Annotated in this window: 10 protein-coding genes and 1 tRNA gene; 4 read left to right on the top strand and 7 right to left on the bottom strand. The window is 61.5% G+C overall.

Annotated features, from left to right (window positions below):
- Nucleotides 1-94: 94 nt before the first annotated feature.
- The 6 genes from rho to argS all read right to left on the bottom strand — a co-directional run bounded on the left by rho (nt 95) and on the right by argS (nt 9,976).
- Complete coding sequence (gene rho / locus HMPREF2765_RS05635) at nt 95-2,239, bottom strand: transcription termination factor Rho (protein WP_070604623.1); 2,145 nt, start codon at nt 2,237-2,239, stop codon at nt 95-97.
- 513 nt (nt 2,240-2,752) lie between these two features.
- Nucleotides 2,753-3,721, bottom strand: a complete 969-nt coding sequence (gene thrB, locus HMPREF2765_RS05630) for a homoserine kinase (RefSeq protein WP_070604621.1) — start codon at nt 3,719-3,721, stop codon at nt 2,753-2,755.
- A gap of 122 nt (nt 3,722-3,843) precedes the next feature.
- Nucleotides 3,844-4,944 carry a threonine synthase gene (gene thrC / locus HMPREF2765_RS05625; RefSeq protein WP_070604619.1) on the bottom strand — a complete coding sequence of 367 codons (1,101 nt, stop codon included), beginning with the start codon at nt 4,942-4,944 and terminating at the stop codon, nt 3,844-3,846.
- A gap of 157 nt (nt 4,945-5,101) precedes the next feature.
- Nucleotides 5,102-6,391, bottom strand: a complete 1,290-nt coding sequence (locus tag HMPREF2765_RS05620; RefSeq protein ID WP_070604617.1) for a homoserine dehydrogenase — start codon at nt 6,389-6,391, stop codon at nt 5,102-5,104.
- Between the two features lie 316 nt (nt 6,392-6,707).
- The gene (locus HMPREF2765_RS05615; RefSeq protein ID WP_070604615.1) at nt 6,708-8,228 is read right to left on the bottom strand and encodes a diaminopimelate decarboxylase family protein; all 1,521 of its coding nucleotides are present in this window, start codon (nt 8,226-8,228) and stop codon (nt 6,708-6,710) included.
- Nucleotides 8,229-8,311: 83 nt separating this feature from the next.
- Complete coding sequence (gene argS / locus HMPREF2765_RS05610; protein ID WP_049357703.1) at nt 8,312-9,976, bottom strand: arginine--tRNA ligase; 1,665 nt, start codon at nt 9,974-9,976, stop codon at nt 8,312-8,314.
- A gap of 74 nt (nt 9,977-10,050) precedes the next feature.
- Between argS and HMPREF2765_RS05605 the strand changes: the two genes are divergently transcribed.
- The 3 genes from HMPREF2765_RS05605 (at nt 10,051) to HMPREF2765_RS05595 (ending at nt 12,531) form a co-directional block, all read left to right on the top strand.
- Nucleotides 10,051-10,124 (top strand) — tRNA-Arg (locus HMPREF2765_RS05605).
- A gap of 230 nt (nt 10,125-10,354) precedes the next feature.
- The gene (locus HMPREF2765_RS05600) at nt 10,355-11,302 is read left to right on the top strand and encodes an NADP-dependent oxidoreductase (protein WP_049340688.1); all 948 of its coding nucleotides are present in this window, start codon (nt 10,355-10,357) and stop codon (nt 11,300-11,302) included.
- Between the two features lie 14 nt (nt 11,303-11,316).
- Nucleotides 11,317-12,531, top strand: a complete 1,215-nt coding sequence (locus HMPREF2765_RS05595) for an alpha/beta hydrolase (RefSeq protein ID WP_070604612.1) — start codon at nt 11,317-11,319, stop codon at nt 12,529-12,531.
- Between the two features lie 87 nt (nt 12,532-12,618).
- On the opposite strand, the gene HMPREF2765_RS05590 is transcribed toward HMPREF2765_RS05595, so the two are convergent.
- Nucleotides 12,619-13,080, bottom strand: a complete 462-nt coding sequence (locus HMPREF2765_RS05590) for a helix-turn-helix domain-containing protein (RefSeq protein WP_005506503.1) — start codon at nt 13,078-13,080, stop codon at nt 12,619-12,621.
- Between the two features lie 285 nt (nt 13,081-13,365).
- Between HMPREF2765_RS05590 and hrpA the strand changes: the two genes are divergently transcribed.
- A complete protein-coding gene (gene hrpA, locus HMPREF2765_RS05585; protein ID WP_070604611.1) occupies nt 13,366-17,892 on the top strand; it encodes an ATP-dependent RNA helicase HrpA in 4,527 nt (1,508 codons plus the stop codon).
- Nucleotides 17,893-18,221: the final 329 nt, after the last annotated feature.

Genomic DNA, 18,221 nt, shown 5'->3' with positions numbered 1-18,221 from the left:
AGACATCTCACACCCCTCACAACGGGGATGCACAAAACGAACGGCTCACGCGCCCCACCCACAATGAGGAGGTGGGGCGCGTGAGATACGAGCCTTAGTCGACCAGACGCAGACCGTTCTTCTGAACCGTCAGAAGGAACTCCACGTTGCTTTCAGTCTTACGCAGCTGGTTGGTCAGAACACCCAGAGCCTGCTCGGGTTCCATACCCGCCAGGGCACGGCGCAGACCCCACATAATCTTGATCTCATCCGGGGAGAGCAGGTTCTCCTCGCGGCGAGTACCAGAAGCGTTAATATCAACCGCCGGGAAGATACGCTTATCCGCCAGCTGACGGGACAGGCGCAGCTCCATGTTACCGGTGCCCTTGAACTCTTCGAAGATCACTTCGTCCATCTTCGAGCCGGTCTCAACCAGGGCGGTAGCCAGGATGGTCAGCGAGCCACCCTCTTCAATGTTGCGGGCAGCGCCGAAGAACTTCTTCGGCGGGTACAGTGCAGCAGAATCCACACCACCGGACAGGATACGACCGGATGCGGGAGCCGCCAGGTTGTATGCGCGGCCCAGGCGGGTCATGGAGTCCAGCAGCACGACCACATCGTAGCCGAGCTCCACCATACGCTTCGCACGCTCAATAGCCAACTCAGCCACAGTGGTGTGATCCTCAGCGGGACGGTCGAAGGTCGAGGCAATAACCTCACCCTTGACGGTGCGCTGCATATCGGTCACTTCTTCAGGACGCTCATCCACCAGGACCATCATCAGGTACACGTCCGGGTTGTTCACAGTAATCGCGTTCGCAATGGACTGCAGCATGAGGGTCTTACCCGCCTTCGGCGGGGACACAATCAGACCACGCTGACCCTTACCGATCGGGGACACCAGGTCCACCACGCGGGTGCCCAGCTTCTTCGGGGTGGTCTCCAGGCGCAGACGCTCCTTGGGGTACAGCGGAGTCAGCTTCGAGAAGACGCGGCGGTTCGCTGCTTCCTCAACGCTCTGACCGTTAATCGCCTCAACCTGAACCAGCGCGTTGAAACGCTGGCGGCTGTTCGACTCACCCTCACGCGGCACGCGAATCGCGCCGAGCACGTGGTCACCCTTACGCAGGTTGTACTTCTTCACCTGAGCCAGGGAGACGTACACGTCGTTGGTGCCGGGCAGGTAGCCGGTGGTACGCACGAAAGCGTAGTTATCGAGAATGTCCAGAACACCCGAAATCGGTGCCAGCACATCGTCTTCGCTCAGGCGAGGCTCGTTCTCCTCGCGGCGGCGAGCCTGCTTCTCAGCACGCTCAGCCTGACGGTCACGCTTGGAACGGCGCTCAGTACGCTCGGTGCGCTCAGCACGCTCAGCGCGTTCTGCACGCTCAGCAGCCTTACGCTCGGCACGTTCGCTACGCTCAGCATTGCGCTCTACACGCTCCGCCTGGCGGTCACGCTTAGTGCGGCGCTCGGTACGCTCACCATCCTGATCGCGGCGACGCTCACGGGTGCGGGTACGCTTCGAGCTCTTCTCACCGTCGGGGGTGCCAAAAGTCATGTCCAGGGCAGCGTTCAGGCTGTCCAGGCTCGCGGTGCCGTCAGCGGTAGTAGCCTTCAGCTCAGCAGAGTTACCGGGCAGGTCAACCTGCTCCGCACGCTCGCCGATACGCTCAGCAGCCAGCTCAGCGCGCACATCCAGCGGAGGAAGCTCAACGGGCTTCTCGTCCTTACGGGTGCGGGTGCGGCGGGTACGCTTCTCCGGCTTCTCGTTATTCTCAGTCTTCTCGGACTTCTCAGCCGATGCGTCCTCACCCTCAGCGGCACGGCGAGCGCGCGCACGCTTCTGAGCGGGAGTCTCGTAACGGGAAGAGCGGGTACGCTTCTCAGCCTTCTCAGCGCCCTCAGCGGGGGCTTCAGCAACCTCAGCGTTTTCGGTCTTCTCAGCCTGCGCCTCGGCGTCCTTCTGGGCGCGAGTGCGGCGGGTACGGCGCAGCTTAGACTCTTCAGCCTTCTCAGCAGCGGGGGTCTGGGCAGACTCAGCGGGAGTCTCAGCCTTGGGCTCAGCAGGAGCGGCTACGGCGCCGCCACGCTGATGCTCCTCAAGAGCCTGAACCAGCTCAGCCTTCTTCAACTTCAGGTAGCCGCGGATACCAAGCTGCTGGGCGAGGACACGCAGCTGCGCGACCTTCAAGTTTGCAAGTTCCGGTGCGGCAGCGGCCGTACCGTACTCATCGGTGACAACAATATTCTTTGCCAACTACAATTCCTTTGGTTATAAGCCCTGAAAATCTTCAGAATAAAGATCGGGCGAACGCTATAGCGCGGTCAAAGGCTTAGACACTGCCGAAAGAAAACAGCAGTCCGCACCTTCGACTCCCTCGAACCGCACTGGAGGCGGTTCGCGTCTCTTACCGTACCCGCTGATTCAGACACAGCGGGCACACACGGAAGATAAGGCGCTCTATCACAAATGTGGGCAAGCCCAAACCATCATCTCTAAGAATCATCTACACGAGATGAAGAGGACGGATTGGTCACTTTGAAAGGGCACCCGCCGCGAAACCGAACCTCCAGAAAAGTCTTCCCCTATGCGTCAGAAACAAAGAAAGACGTGGAATCCAAAGGCACTCCCCCGAACCCTGCCGGCTCCCGCTCAGATACACAAAGCACCTGAGGCATCAGGGGAAACGGAAGTACGTTACGAAGGATAGTATCGACGGTCTACATTGAACGACGGGCGAACCTCAACATAGGACGAACTAATAACGTCCTACTGAGTAACTATAACACCTTCAGTATCAATTTCAAGAGGAAGAACCCGCCAGTTCAGGCGACAATCCACAATAGCGCTACAGGGGTGAGTCGCCGCGAACTCGGCAATAGCCTCCTGCACCTGCTGCACCTGCTCGTCACCGTGCGCAAAGGTCAAAACAGTAGGGCCAGCGCCAGAAATCACCGCAGCAAAACCCTGACCGCGCAGGTACGCAACCAGCGCAGCGGACGGCTCCATCGCGGTCACGCGGTACCCCTGATGCAGGTAATCCACGGTCGCATCCATCAGGTACTCGGGAGCATCAGAGAGAGTGCGCACCAGCAGCGCCGCACGAGCCGAGTTCGCCACCGCCTCAACGTGGGGCATCTCCTCAGGAATCAGCGAACGAGCAAGCTTCGTCGACACCTCATAATCGGGCACAGCCACCACAGGGTGAACATCAGGATGCACCGGAATAATCAAGGTCTTCCAGTTGCCCATCTCACCCCAGGACACCGACAGGTTGCCGTAAATCGCCGGAGCCACGTTATCCGGGTGGCCCTCCATATCGGAGGCGACCTGCAGCATCTGCTCACGGCTCAGACGGTACTCTTCCGGCAGCAGACCGCTCGCCGCAGCCACACCCGCCACAATAGCCGACGCCGAAGAACCCATACCGCGAGAATGCGGAATCTTATTATCGGCAATCAGCTTCACCGGCGGCAGCTCATCCAAACCAGCCGCCGCAAAACCAGCCTTCATCGCCTGCAAAACCAGGTGGCTCTCATCGCGAGGAACATCCGCGCTACCCTCACCGCTGAGCTCAAACTCCAGGCCGGATTCAATACGCTCAACAACCAGCTCATCATAGAAGCCAAGACCCAAACCCATGCTGTCATAGCCGGGACCCAGGTTAGCGCTCGTAGCGGGAACGCGAACCTTAACGGACGCGCCCACCGGAATATCAGAAATATGCAGGGAAGACATGAGAAGAACCTCGCGATCGGTGACGTAATGAGTGAATAGGTGAAAGATACAAAAAGGGCTGTCATGCAGGTGCACCCCGCCCCGAAAAATCGGGACGGAGTGCACAACGTAGTATGAATAGGCTAGTGCAAATCGAGAATATCTGCCACAGCAACCACGTCGAAGGGAGCCTTAGTCGGCTCAACCTTCACGCCGTTCACAGCCTGCAGAGCCCACTGCGGGTCCTTCAGACCGTGACCGGTCACGGTGATGACGATGGTCTTACCCTCGGGAGCTTCACCGGCGCGGTGCTTCTTCAGCAGACCCGCAACACCGGCAGCCGAAGCCGGCTCCACGAAGACACCCTCGCGGGCAGACAGCCAGCGGTGCGCCTCCAGAATCTCCTCATCGGTGACAGCCTCAATCACGCCGCCGGACTCATCGCGAGCAGCTTCAGCCTTCTCCCACGACGCGGGGTTACCGATACGGATCGCGGTCGCAATGGTCTCAGGAGCCTCAATCGGGTGACCAGCAACGATCGGTGCAGCACCAGCAGCCTGGAAGCCCCACATGATCGGGCGCTTGGTCGCAACCGGCTCCAGAACCTCACCGTCACGGTTGGTGTAAGGCTCCGAGTACTCCTTGTAGCCCTTCCAGTACGCGGTGATGTTACCCGCGTTGCCAACCGGCAGCAGGTGGTAATCGGGAGCGTCACCCAGGGTATCAACGACCTCGAACGAACCGGTCTTCTGACCCTCAATACGGTAAGGGTTGACCGAGTTCACCAGGAACACAGGGTAGTTCTCGCTGAGCTTGCGAGCAATCTCCAGGCAGTTATCGAAGTTGCCGTCAATCTGAATGATGTCAGCACCGTGAGCGATAGCCTGAGACAGCTTACCCATAGAAATCTTGCCGTCCGGAACCAGCACCGCACAGCGCATACCAGCCTGCAGAGCGTACGCAGCAGCCGAAGCGGAAGTGTTACCGGTCGAAGCACACACAACAGCCTTCGCGCCGTCACGCTTAGCGGCGGTCATCGCGCTGGTCATACCGCGGTCCTTGAACGAACCGGTCGGGTTCATACCCTCAAACTTCAGGTAAACGGTGTTACCGGTCTCAGCAGACAGTGCCGGCGCGTGAATCAGCGGGGTACCGCCCTCGCCCAGGGTCACAGCCTTTACATCATCTGCGAAGGGCAGACGGTCACGGTACTCATTGATAACGCCCTGCCACACGTGTGCCATTGGCTTCTCCTTCAATCTTGGCGCCCCGCCCGCCGAACCTCCCATGGGTCCGGCGCGGTAGCGGGTACGCGGGTTAGTTAGTGAGCGATGCACCCGCAAGCGAACATCGCACGTTTAGTGAGCGGCGCGTGCCGCACATAGATAATGCTTTTGAGCCTTAATGCTTCTCGGACTCCACGCGGATGACCGAGTTCACCTCACGCACAGTGTCCAGAGCATCAATCACAGCAATCGCACGGCGCAGATCAGAATCCTTCGCCGAGTGAGTCACCATACGAATCTGAGCCGCACCCTCCTTCGGGGTGGACTGGCGCAGCGAATCCACCGAAATACCGTGCTCGGCAAGGATACGGGTAATATTCGCCAGAACGCCCAGACGGTCCTCCACCAGAACACCCACCGAGTAGCGAGAAATCACGTTGTCCAGGCTAGTTGCGTGCAACTGAGCGTGAGAAGTCTCCGGAACACCGGGACCGCCCAGCACCAGGCGACGAGCCAGAGACACGAAGTCACCCAGAACAGCCGAAGCAGTCGGTGCGCCACCCGCACCGGGACCGTAGAACATCAGCTCGCCAGCGTTCTCCGCCTCAACGAACACAGCGTTGAACGCACCGTGCACGCCCGCCAGCGGGTGCTGACGAGGAATCAGGGTCGGGTTCACGCGAATGTTCGCGCCGTCCGCACCCTCGCGCTCACAAATGGCCAGCAGCTTGATGACGTAACCATCAGCATCCGCGGCAGCAACATCATCAGCGGTGATGGAGGTAATGCCCTCAGTGTGCACATCATCGATGGTGAAGTCAGAGTGGAACGCCAGCGAAGCAACAATCGCAGCCTTCGACGCGGCATCGTGGCCCTCAACGTCAGCGGTCGGGTCAGCCTCCGCGTAGCCGAGCTTCTGAGCCTCAGCCAGTGCATCCGCGAAGGAAGCGCCGGTGGTGTCCATCTGGTCCAGAATGTAGTTGGTGGTGCCGTTCATAATGCCCAGAACGCGGGTCACACGGTCACCAGCCAGGGAGTCACGCAGGGGGCGCAGAATCGGGATAGCACCCGCAACCGCAGCCTCGTAGGAGAGCTGAGCACCAGACGCATCAGCGGCAGCCTGCAGCTCCACGCCGTGCTTAGCCAGCAGTGCCTTGTTGCCGGAGACCACAGACTTACCCGCCTTCAGAGCACGCAGAATGCGAGTGCGAGCCGGCTCAATACCGCCGGTCAGCTCGATGACCACATCCGCCGCATCAATCAGGGATTCAGCGTCGGTGGTGTACAGCGAGGGGTCCGCATTCCAGTGGCGGGATGCATTAGTATCGCGCACAGCAATACCGATCAACTCCACGGGGGCGCCAATGCGCTTTTCAAGGACAGCGTTATCCTCGACCAGGATGCGAGCAGCCTGGGAACCGACATTACCGGCACCAAGCAGTGCTACTTTGATCTTTTCAGCCACGATAGTCTCTTTCTACGGTCTGTTCCGGGTTCGCCCCGGTATCTCTTCGGGCTACGGCGTGGATGCGGCGCAGAGCACGCACTCAACAACCACTTTATCAAGAGCCGGGGACGGCTCAGCAGCCTCAAGGTGCGACTTTTACTCTCTGAGATGAGGTATCCCTCACAGTTATGAGGTGAACCTTATCTTCTGTCATATTGTGAACACGCAAAACCGTGAAGACCCCGCCCGCAACCACCACCTCACGGCACGCATTGCAGAGACGGGAACTTCACGGCTTTTCATGATGTCAGAATGGGTTCTTAGATATCCGTTCTTAGATATCCGAACCCATATCCAGCGCCAACATATCCTCCTCGCGCTGACGACGAATCATCACGCGAGAAGGCTTACCCTCAGCAGTGGCAATCACCGGCGGGCGAGTCAAGAAGTTATAGTTCGAACCCAGCACATAGCAATACGCGCCGGTCGCCGGAACCGCCAGAATATCGCCAGCCTGCAGGTCAGCCGGCAGGTAGCAGTAACGAACCACCACATCGCCAGACTCGCAGTGCTTACCCACCACGCGAGAGAGCACCTGCTCCCCCGCCGGGGCACGATTCGCCAGGGTCACCGAATAATCCGATTCGTACAGCACCGGGCGGGCGTTATCACTCATACCGCCGTCCACCGAAACGTAGCGGCGCACGCGAATCTCTCCGTTCTCATCCTCAATGCTCACGTTCTTAATGGTGCCCACCGTGTACAGGGTCGCACCCGAAGGACCAGAAATGGAACGGCCCGGCTCGAACGACATGTGCGGAATCGCCATGCCCAGGCGCTCGCAGGTCGCCGCGACGGAAGCGGCAATCGACTCGGTCACCTCGGTAATGGAGCGGGGGTGATCCGCCTCGGTGTAGCCGATGCCGTAGCCACCACCCAGGTCCAGCTCCGGCAGGGTCACGCCCAGGTCACGGTTGAGGCGGTTCATGAACTCCAGGGCGGTAGTAGCCGCCTGCTCAAAGCCCTCCGCCTCAAAAATCTGCGAACCAATATGGCAGTGAATACCGCGGAAATCCAGGGAATCGGTCGCGTTCAGAATCGCGGCTGCCAGAGCCGCGTAAGAATCGGTAGCCTCAACACCCCAGTGCTCCAGCTCCTCCTCATCCAGACCAGCAAGCGCGGCGGTGCCGGGCTGCAGGGACATGCCGAACTTCTGATCCTCGTGCGCGGTCGCAATGGATTCGTGGGTCGAGGCATGCACGCCGGGGGTGATGCGAATCAGCACCGGAACCGGGGCGTACGGCTCCTCGCCCTCAGCCACACGCTCGGCGGCAAGCTCGGCGTACACGCACTCAATGAGCTTGAGCTCATCCACCGAGTCAGCCACCACGCGGCCCAGGCCGTTGCGGATCGCGCGGGCAATCTCAGCCTCCGACTTGTTATTACCGTGCAGGGCGATATTCGCACCGGGCACCTGCGCGCGCAGAGCCAACGCCAACTCACCACCGGAGGCGGTATCCAGGCACAGCCCCTCCTCGGTCGCCCAGCGCGCCACAGCGGTAGACAGGAACGACTTACCGGCGTAGTAAACGCTCACCTTCGCACCGTGCGCGGCGAAAGCCTGCTCAAAAGCGGTGCGGTAGGCGCGGGCGCGGGCGCGGAAGGTCGTCTCGGAGAAGACGTACTGCGGGGTTTCGTGCTCAGCAACCAGGTCGCTGACGGTCATACCGTCAATGCAGAGCTCGCCCTGCTCATTGCGGGTAAAGGAATCAGTCCAGATGGTGCGGGACAGGGCTTCGGGGTGCTCGGGGTAGGTGAGCCATTCGGGGGCGTAGAGGGCGCGGGCTTCGCTCATCGTGTCTCTTTCTTAGCTATCTTTGCCGGCATACGCTCAACCCCCGCCCCGGTAGCACCGGGTCGGGGGTTGAAACGAGAGTATTACATGCGCTCGGGTGCGCTCACACCCAGCAAGTTCAGGCCGTTAGCCAGCACCTGCTGTGCCGCGTTGTTCAGCAGCAGGCGGGTACGGTGCAGGTCGGTGACCTCTTCATCCGCCTTGGGGGCGACGCGGGAGACACCGTACCAGCTGTGGTACGCCGAAGCGAGCTGCTCCAGGTAGCGGTTCACGCGGTGCGGCTCGTAGAACTTCGCGGCATCACGCACAGCGGCGGGGAACTGGCCGAGTACAGCCAGCAGCTCACCGTCAGCAGCCGAGTCGAGCAGGGAGGTGTCCACGCCGTCCTCAACCTTCACGCCAGCCTCCGCAGCGTTACGTGCCACAGCGGCGGTACGTGCGTGAGCGTACTGCACGTAGTAGACCGGGTTCTCGTTGCTCTTGGAAGTCAGCAGGCCCAGGTCAATATCGATGGGGGTGTCCACCGAGTAGCGGGTCAGCTCGTAGCGAGCCGCGTCAACGCCAACAGCCTCGACCAGGTCCTCGAGGGTGACCACGGTGCCGGCACGCTTGGACATGCGGACGGGCTTGCCGTCCTTGACCAGGTTCACCAGCTGACCAATCATGACCTCAATCTGGTCGGCGCGGTAGCCAAGAATCTGGGCGATAGCCTTCAGACGGCCCACGTAGCCGTTGTGGTCAGCACCGAGCATGTAAATCGCCACGTCTGCGGGGTTCTCGGCGCGGGTCATCTTGTCCTGGTAGTAGGCGATATCGCCCGCCACGTAGGCGTGGTTACCGTCAGACTTGATGACCACGCGATCCTTGTCGTCGCCGTAGTCGGTGGTGCGCATCCACCATGCGCCGTCAGCCTCGAAGAGCTGACCGTTCTCACGCATAGCGTCGAGCAGGGCGTCCACCTTGCCGCCTTCGAACACGGAGTTCTCGTGGAAGAACACGTCGAAGTGGGTGCCGAATGCCGCCAGGGACTCCTTGATCTGATCGAACATCAGGTGAGTACCGATTTCGCGGAAAATCTCTTCGGGGTTCTCAGCCTCAAGCGCGTCGGGGCGCTGAGCCAGAATCTGGTCCTTAATGTCAACAATGTACGCGCCAGCGTAGCCGTCCTCGGGGGTCTCCTCGCCGCGAGCAGCGGCAATCAGGGAGCGCACGAAACGGTCAATCTGAGTGCCGTGGTCGTTGAAGTAGTATTCACGCACGACGTTAGCACCCTCAGCCTCAAGGACGCGGGCGAGCGCATCACCGACGGCAGCCCAGCGGGTACCGCCCAGGTGGATGGGGCCGGTGGGGTTCGCGGAGACGAACTCAAGGTTAATGGTCTTACCGGCGAACTTGTCGCTGCGGCCGTATGCTTCGCCAGCCTCAACGATGGTGGCGGCAAGCTCACCAGCAGCTGCAGCGTCCAGGGTGATGTTCAGGAAGCCGGGACCAGCAATATCTACGGATGCGACACCGGGGATGGCGCCAATCTTCTCTGCCAGAAGAGCTGCTGCCTCACGCGGGTTCTTGCCCACCTTCTTGGCGAGCTGCAGAGCGACGTTGGTTGCCCAGTCGCCGTGTTCGCGGGACTTGGGGCGCTCTACTCGGACGGCGGGCAGTTCAGCGCCCTCCACGAGGGTCAGCTGGCCGGAGGAAATGGTTTCTTCAAGGGCAAGCGCAATGGCTTCAGAGAGTTCTTCAGGAGTCATAACAAACTATTCTAGCAAGCATTGGCGGGTGCCTGACCGTTTATCTAGCGCATATCTGATACCATAGGTGGGTTGCCTCTGTAGCTCAGCGGATTAGAGCACCAGTTTCCGGTACTGGGGGTCGAAGGTTCGAATCCTTTCAGGGGCACGATGTTCTTATTCGAGAGGGAACACGGGAGCCGATATCCGAGGCGTATTGTTCGGGTATCGGCTCCTTTTTATTTAGCGGCCATGCTGGGCAGCTCCCTCTTCAACTTCAGAGGGTGGACACTACCCTCCTGCCTGTTGTGGCAACGCTCGCACCCTTGAGAGAATAGGGAAACGCGCACACTGTTCAACTCAACCCGAACTTTAAGCCACAACAGCGGAGGTAACCCGATGACCACCATGCGCCAGATTCAGCTCACCGAATGGGGCGACGAAAGCGTTCTGCACGAAGCAAACGTGCCTATCCCCTCACCGGTGCGCGGTCACGTGCTCATCAAGACGGTTGCCGCCGGTGTCAACCCGATTGACCTAACCACTCGCAAGGGTCTGGGGCCCGCCGCTCAGCTTGCCGACCCGTCGTACAAGCCCTTCGTGCCCGGCTGGGATGTTGCCGGCACCGTGGTTGCCACCGCCGGCGACTACACGGGTTTTAAAGTGGGCGACGGCGTATTTGGCCTGGTGTCTTTCCCCTCCCCCGCCGGTGCGTACGCCGAGTATGTTCTCGCCCCGGCGCATCAGCTGGTGAAGGTGCCTGCCGATGTTCCCTGCGCACAATTGGGTGGCGCTCCCCTGGCGGCGCTGACCGCATACCAGGCGCTCTTCGAAGTGGCGCGATTGAAGGAAGGCGAGCGCGTGCTCATTCACGCCGGTGCCGGAGGCGTCGGTCACCTCGCTGTTCAGTTGGCGGCGCAGGCTGGCGCGCAGGTTTTTGCGACCGCCTCCGCGGCGAACCACGAGTTTGTGCGCTCGTTGGGTGCCCAGCCCATTGATTACCGCACCGAGGATTTCCGTGCCGTACTGGGTCAGACCATGGATGTGGTACTCAATTCCACCGGTCAGCAGACCTTCCTCGATTCGCTGGAGGTGTTGGTTCCCGGCGGTCGTATTGTTACCCTGACCAGCCCCGACCCGCTGGATGTTGCGCGTGAGCGCGGCTTCGAGGCGCAGTGGCTGACGGTTCACCCGGACCGCACGCAGATGCAGGAGATTGCCCGTCTCATGTCCTTGGGCCTGTTGAAGGTACACGTGGATCAGGTGCTTGATTTTTCGCAGGCTGCGCAGGCTCATGCCCTGGTTGCGACGGGTCGCACCCGCGGCAAGATTGTTCTGGTCCCCTAACGCGGCTCTGATTCATGCAGACTTCTGAGAGCACGCCGACCGTTGAGGGCGCGATGGACGCTGAGGACGCACTGACCACTGAGGGCACGCCGAATGTTGAGAGCGCGCAGACGGTTGAGGACGCGCCGACCGTTGAGAGCACCGAGTACCGCTCCGGTTTTTACCGCGAGGCGGGCTTTCACGATGCCCACTCGCTACCCGACTACGGCGCGCAGTCGCCGGTAACTCGCGAGGCGTTCGCCTACGATTTCTTCCCCGCGACCGGGGATATCTCTTCCCCCGCGCCGCTACTGGTGTGGGTTCACGGTGGCGCCTGGCGCTTCGGCACCAACCAGGCCCTACGCGACACTATCCTGCGCACCCCTGGCGGGGAGCAGCCCAATACCCAGGCGCTCATGCGCGCCGCTTTTCAGCAGGCAGGCTGGGCGGTCGCGTCCATCAACTACCGGTATTCGCATCAGGCGCTCTTCCCGGGTGCCCTGCACGATGTGAAGGAGGCGGTGCGTTTCTTCCGCGCCAACGCGCACGAATTCGGTATTGACCCGCAACGCATTGCGGTAGCGGGCGGAAGCGCCGGCGGGCACCTGAGCATGATGGTTGCGCATACGGGAGATTCCGCCGCCGGTAACGGTAGCGGTGGGGATTCTGCGAGCACACCCGAGCACGACGAATACTATGAGGGCAGGGCGGCGAGCGCCTACCCGTCCCACAGCTCGCAGGTGACGGCGGCGGCTTCGTTTTACGGGGTCAGCGATTTGAGGACCATCTTCACCGATCGACCCCTGGCTGGCTACGCTCTCGACCACCCCGAGGATGACGGCGCCGAATGGCGACTGTTGGGAAGCACCTACCCGGTGCCCACAGATGCGTCTACTATCGACGTTTCCAAGGGTGAGCAGGCGGTTCCGGGTGTCTGCATCGAGCGTGCCCAAAAGAACTGGGAGCGTGCGCATCCTATTGATGCGGTACGCCCCCAGAAACGAGTGAATAAGGTCGAAAGTGCCTCTGCACAGGGTGCGAGCGGCGGTGCCACTGCCCTCATGCTCGTGCACGGTATTAGTGATTCGTGTGTGCCGTACCAGCAATCGGTGCGGGTGTATCAGGCGCTGCGCACGCGGCAGGTGCCTACCGATTTGGTGCTGGTTCCGGATGCCGAACACGGGGATTCGCGCTGTTTTAGCCCCGATATTGTTCAGCAGATGCTGCAGTTCTTCAACCGTACTGTTTAGTTCAACCGCGCTTTCTAGAACCGCGCTGTCTGAACCGTATTGTCTGACCCGAGTGATTGATCAGAAAGTAATCGACCAGATGCGGGTTTAGCGAACGCGGCGGTTCACGTATTCGTGCTCAAGGCGGTAGCGTTCGAGGTCATCAAAAGCAACGCGACGGTGCGTGTTAATGCGCTCAAACGGAATATCTCCGCGCTCCAGCAGGCGAACAACGGTCGGGCGGGATACGCCCAAGTAGTCTGCCGCCTCCTGCGTGGTCATGAGGCGGTCCTGGCGTACCACACAGACATCCTTACGGTCGGCGAATGCGCGCGCTACGGAGGTGAGGGGTCCGTACATTTCGGGGGAAATCTGTACGCGCTCGCCGTCGCCGGTGACCAGGTAGAGGGTTTCTTCGGCGCTGAGGCGGTCGAAGTGGGTGCGCAGACTCGCGTGAACGAGGGCTTGGAAGAGCTCTTCGCAGCGGTGGTGAATTTCTTCGTGCTGTCCGTCTTCGCAGCAATCCAACACTGCAACACGTGTTGCCGGGTACGTCTTTGGTGATGGCATAGTCACTCCTTCGTTACTGTGTTATTCACCACTGTAGCAGTTGAACGAAACTATCGAAAGAAAGTTAAGAAGCGCAGTTAATTCGCATCTACGGTGCATAAAATTCAGATGAATAATTATTAATTCTGTAGATAGCATTTGATGTCATTTATTATACATTAACTGCTCTCCTGGGGCCTGTATTCCCCCGCCGCCCACCCCGGGGTTCCCGCGAACAACCCCAAATATGACAAACAAAGCACACCCCAAGCCCACCGCGGGCAAGGCGAGTACACTGGATAGGATATGTCTGAGCAGAAATCCACGAAGAAACACGCAGATACTTCTAAGGCCCAGCGCCCTTCCTCGGCTAAGCCCCGTACCGCCCCCACCATGGCGAGCATGGCCGCCGCAATCCACGCGGCAAAGGTACGATCCTCCGAAAAAACCGCAGATAAAACTACTGAGAACAACGCGGTAAAAAACGGTGCCCCGAAGAAGGGTGCGCAGAAGAACAGCGCCCCGAAGAATAACGCAGACCGTAAGAACTCCTCCCGCGGCGTCACCGAAGGCAACTCCAACGCCTCCCGCTCCAACCGGCGCGCAGGCGCCAACAACCGCGCCCGCAAACAGGGCAACCAGCAGGGCGACAACAAGGGCAACCAGCAGAACCGCCCGGCGCCGCGCCGCTACGAGCCCTTCATTCCCGAGGTCATCACCTACCCCGAAGAGCTGCCCGTCAGCGAACGCCGCGAAGACATCATGAACGCGATCCGCGACAACCAGGTCGTCATCATCGCGGGTGAAACCGGATCCGGTAAGACCACCCAGATCCCCAAAATGTGCCTCGACCTGGGCCTGGGAGAGAAGGGCCTCATCGGCCACACCCAGCCGCGCCGACTTGCCGCACGCTCCGTCGCCGAACGCATCGCCGAAGAACTCGGCCAGAAAATCGGCGAAACCGTCGGCTACCAGGTTCGATTCACCTCTGAAGTAGGCGAACACAGCGCTATCAAGCTCATGACCGACGGCATTCTGCTCGCCGAAATCCAGAACGACAAGCTGCTGCGCCGCTACTCCACCCTCATCATTGACGAGGCGCACGAACGCAGCCTGAACATTGACTTCATCCTCGGCTACCTCAAGCGCATCCTGCCGCAGCGCCCGGATCTGAAGGTCATCATCACCTCCGCGACCATCGACCCGGAGCGTTTCGCACGCCACTTCTCCCCCAGCTACGTGCCGGGCAAGGGCATCGTCGACGAAAACCTCAACGCCGAAGAACGCGAAATCGCCGAGGCGATCCTGCCCGACGACGCGCCGCCCATCATTGAGGTGTCCGGCCGAACCTACCCCGTGGAAATCCGCTACCGCCCGCTCGACGAGGAAGACTACCTCAGCGACGACGAAATCGAAGACGACCACGATCCCACCGATGGCATCCTCGACGCCATTAAGGAACTCTCCAAAGAAGCGCCCGGCGACATCCTCATCTTCTTCTCCGGCGAACGCGAAATCCGCGACGCCAAGGACGCCATCGAGGCGATGGTCCTCAAGTCGCCGCGCCTGAACTACGAAGTGCTGCCCCTGTACGCGCGCCTCTCGCTCGCCGAACAGCACCGCGTGTTCTCCCCCGGATCGCGCCCGCGCATCGTGCTCGCCACGAACGTTGCCGAAACCTCGCTGACCGTGCCCGGCATCAAGTACGTCATCGACACCGGCACCGCACGCATCTCCCGCTACTCGGCACGCACCAAGGTGCAGCGTCTGCCCATCGAACGCATCTCGCAGGCAAGCGCCAACCAGCGTTCCGGTCGATGCGGCCGCGTCAGCGACGGCATCGCAATCCGCCTCTACTCCGAAGAAGACTTCAACTCACGCCCCGAGTTCACCGACCCCGAAATTCTACGCACCAACCTCGCAGCCGTCATCCTGCAGATGATCGCAATCGGCGTGGTCCGCGAACCCGGCGACATCTCCCGCTTCCCGTTCGTGCAGCCGCCCGCATCCCGCGCCATCAACGACGGCGTGAACCTGCTGCGCGAACTCGGCGCGCTCACCGAACGCCCCCGCCAGCCCCGCAAGGGCCGCGGCAATAGCGCAACCCTCACCGCCATCGGCCGAGCCATGGCGGCATTCCCCGTGGACCCGCGCCTCGCCCGCATGATCATCGAAGGCGGCCGCCGCAACTGCGCCAAGGAAATGATGGTGCTCGCCGCCGCCCTGACCATCCAGGACCCGCGCGAACGCCCCGCCGACGTGCGCGCCGAAGCCGACGCGATGCACGCCCGCTTCGTCGACGACACCTCCGACTTCTCCTCCTTCCTGTTGCTCTGGGACTACATCAACGAGCAGCAGGCGGCGCTGTCCTCCTCGCAGCTACGCAAAATGTGCCACCGCGAACACATCAACTACCTGCGCATCCGCGAATGGCAGGACCTCTTCGCCCAGCTGCGCGAAATGGGACGCACCGCCAACATTCACGCCAGCGGCGGCAGGGACATCAACGCCTCCGCCCACGAAATCGACATCCACAAGAGCCTGCTCTCCGGCCTGCTCTCGCACGTGGGCGTCAAGGAAGAACGCGAGAAGGACTCCAAGGGACGCAACCGCGGCCCCCGCGAATACCTCGGCGCACGCGGCACCAAGTTCGCGATCTTCCCCGGCTCCGGCCTGTTCAAAAAGAGCCCCGACTGGGTGCTCTCCGCCGAACTCGTCGAAACCTCCCGCCTGTGGGCGCGCACCAACGCCTCCATCGACCCGCAGTGGATCGAAGAAATCGGCAAGCACCTCATCAGCGTGCAATACTCCGAACCGCACTGGTCCCTCAGCTCCGGCGCGGCAGTCGCCTACGCCAAGGGCACCCTCTTCGGCCTGACCATCTACGCCGACCGCCCCGTACAGTACGCCCGCGTAGACGCCGCCGCGGCCCGCGAACTGTTCATCCAGTCCGCCCTCGTCGAAGGCCAATGGCACACCCAGCACAAGTTCTACCTGCGCAACCAGCGCGCCCTCGCCGAAGTCGAGGAACTTGAAGCACGCCTACGCCGCCGCGACCTGCGCGTGGACGACTCCGTACTCTTCGCCTTCTACGACGCACGCATCCCCGCCCACGTCACCGACGTGCGCGCCTTCGACAAGTGGTGGAAGCAGGCACGTCTTGAAGACGACAACTACCTGGACTTCAACCCCGAAAAACTCATCAACGAGGAAGCCGCCGACTACGACGACTCCCAGTTCCCCCGCCAGTGGGTGCAGCGCACCGACAGCGGCGAACTCACCCTGGACCTGCGCTACGAATACGCCCCCACCGCAGGTGTAGGAGGCGCCCGCACCGAAGCCGCCAAGCGCGACGGTGTGGCCGTGCAGGTGCCGATTCTCTTCCTCAACCAGCTGAGCCCCGAACCGTTCCGCTGGCAGATTCCCGGCCTGCGCCACGAGCTCGTGACCGCGCTCATCAAGTCGCTGCCCAAGGCGATTCGACGCAACTTCGTGCCCGCACCCGACGTGGCGCGCGCCGCCTGCGCCGCCCTCGAGGAAGACTACTCCCCCGCAACCGACGAGCTGCTCCCCTCCCTCGCGCTCGTACTGCGCCGCCTGCGCGGCGTGGTCGTCGAACCCGAAGCCTTCAACTGGGACGCCGTGCCCGAGCACCTGAAGATGGGCTTCCAGGTGCGCAACACCCGCAACAAAATCCTGGGTGAGGGCAAGGACCTGCGAGCCCTGCAGCAGCAGCTACACAAGGAGATTCGCAGCGCCCTCGCCGACTCGCTCGGCGCATCCGACGAGGCCATGGCGAAGATGGTTGCGCTCGCGCAGGGTGGATCAGGCAACTCAGGCGGCTCGGGCAACTCGGGTGGCTCCGCTCGTCCGGGCAGCGCAAAGGGCGCGAAGAACCCGGCGAAGGGCACCCAGGCCGAGGCGGGTGCATCCGGCGGAGTACGCGAGGTCACCGGCCTCACTGCCTTCCCCGCCGATCTCTTCCCCAACGGAGAAATCCCCCGCAAGGTACAGCGTGTCATCGCGACCCAGGCGGTTAACGGCTACCCCGCTCTCGTGGACGAAGGCTCTAGCGTGGGTCTGCGCATCTTCCCCACCGAAGCAGAGCAGCTGCACGCGCAGCGTCGCGGCATCATCCGCCTGCTCCAGCTGCAGGTGCCCTCGCCCGTGCGCTACGTGAGCGAACACCTCTCCCACAAGGAGAAAATCGTCTTCACGCAGAACCCGCACGGCTCCATCGACGAACTCATCCGCGACTGCACCGTCGCGGCGCTCGACCACCTCGTGCCGCACACGCCCATCTTCACGCACGCCGAATACAGCGAACTCTACGAGCACGTGCGCGCCGAACTCATCGAGACGGTCTTCGACGTCACCAAGCTCGTCGCCGAAATCCTCTCCGAAGCCACCGCGCTGAAGAAGGCTATCAAGAAGGCAACCTCGCTGACGACCATGCACGCCGTCTCCGACGTGAAGGCACAGATGGAGAACCTGGTCTACCCCGGGTTCGTGGCGCAGACCGGCTACGACCAGCTGGTTCACCTGCCGCGTTACCTGAAGGCCGCCCAGGTGCGCCTGACGAAGCTCGGCCCGAACCTACACCGCGACAACCAGCTCATGCTCACGGTGCAGGATCTTGAGGATTCCTACGATAACGCGGTCAAGTCGCTGCCGGCCGGCACCATCGTGCCGGATGCGCTCCGCCGCGTGAACTGGATGATTGAGGAGCTACGCGTCAGCTTCTTCGCCCAGGAGCTCGGTACCGCCTACACGGTGTCTGAGAAACGCATTGCGAAGGCTCAGCGTGAGGCGCTGGACGCCATCAAGCGCTAGCTTGTGAGATTACGTCTTGTGCGGATGGCGGTGTTCGTCCTCGCTCCTACTCAGGTGTAGGTGCGCCGCATGTTTCCTCCGCGCCTACGCAGGGGCACCCGTCACCCGGACGCTCCGTCCTCTCCTTGCTTCGCTGTGGAGAGCGTCCGGGGTGACACCCTGAGGGCGCTTCCGGAAAACACGGCTGCACCTGCAGCACAAGCAAAGAGCCCCCACACGAGGTAATCGTGTGGGGGCTCTTTGCCGTTCACAGCGCAAGCTAAGCCGGGAACCTAGCGCGGAAAGGCGGTGTCGTCCGTAGCGACATCAGGGTGCCCGAGCTCTGCGAG

The organism is Rothia sp. HMSC062H08, assembly GCF_001810775.1.
In the GTDB taxonomy this organism is placed as follows: domain Bacteria; phylum Actinomycetota; class Actinomycetes; order Actinomycetales; family Micrococcaceae; genus Rothia.
The sequence above is the reverse complement of the archived record's forward strand: the minus strand, read 5'-3'. Positions and strand labels throughout refer to the sequence as shown.

Coding starts and splice junctions, on each gene's coding strand:
- thrB (WP_070604621.1), bottom strand. CDS start 3,721: ATGTCTTCCCTGCATATTTCTGATATTCCGGTGGGCGCGTCCGTTAAG.
- HMPREF2765_RS05600 (WP_049340688.1), top strand. CDS start 10,355: ATGACCACCATGCGCCAGATTCAGCTCACCGAATGGGGCGACGAAAGC.
- argS (WP_049357703.1), bottom strand. CDS start 9,976: ATGACTCCTGAAGAACTCTCTGAAGCCATTGCGCTTGCCCTTGAAGAA.
- HMPREF2765_RS05590 (WP_005506503.1), bottom strand. CDS start 13,080: ATGCCATCACCAAAGACGTACCCGGCAACACGTGTTGCAGTGTTGGAT.
- thrC (WP_070604619.1), bottom strand. CDS start 4,944: ATGGCACACGTGTGGCAGGGCGTTATCAATGAGTACCGTGACCGTCTG.
- HMPREF2765_RS05615 (WP_070604615.1), bottom strand. CDS start 8,228: ATGAGCGAAGCCCGCGCCCTCTACGCCCCCGAATGGCTCACCTACCCC.
- hrpA (WP_070604611.1), top strand. CDS start 13,366: ATGTCTGAGCAGAAATCCACGAAGAAACACGCAGATACTTCTAAGGCC.
- HMPREF2765_RS05595 (WP_070604612.1), top strand. CDS start 11,317: ATGCAGACTTCTGAGAGCACGCCGACCGTTGAGGGCGCGATGGACGCT.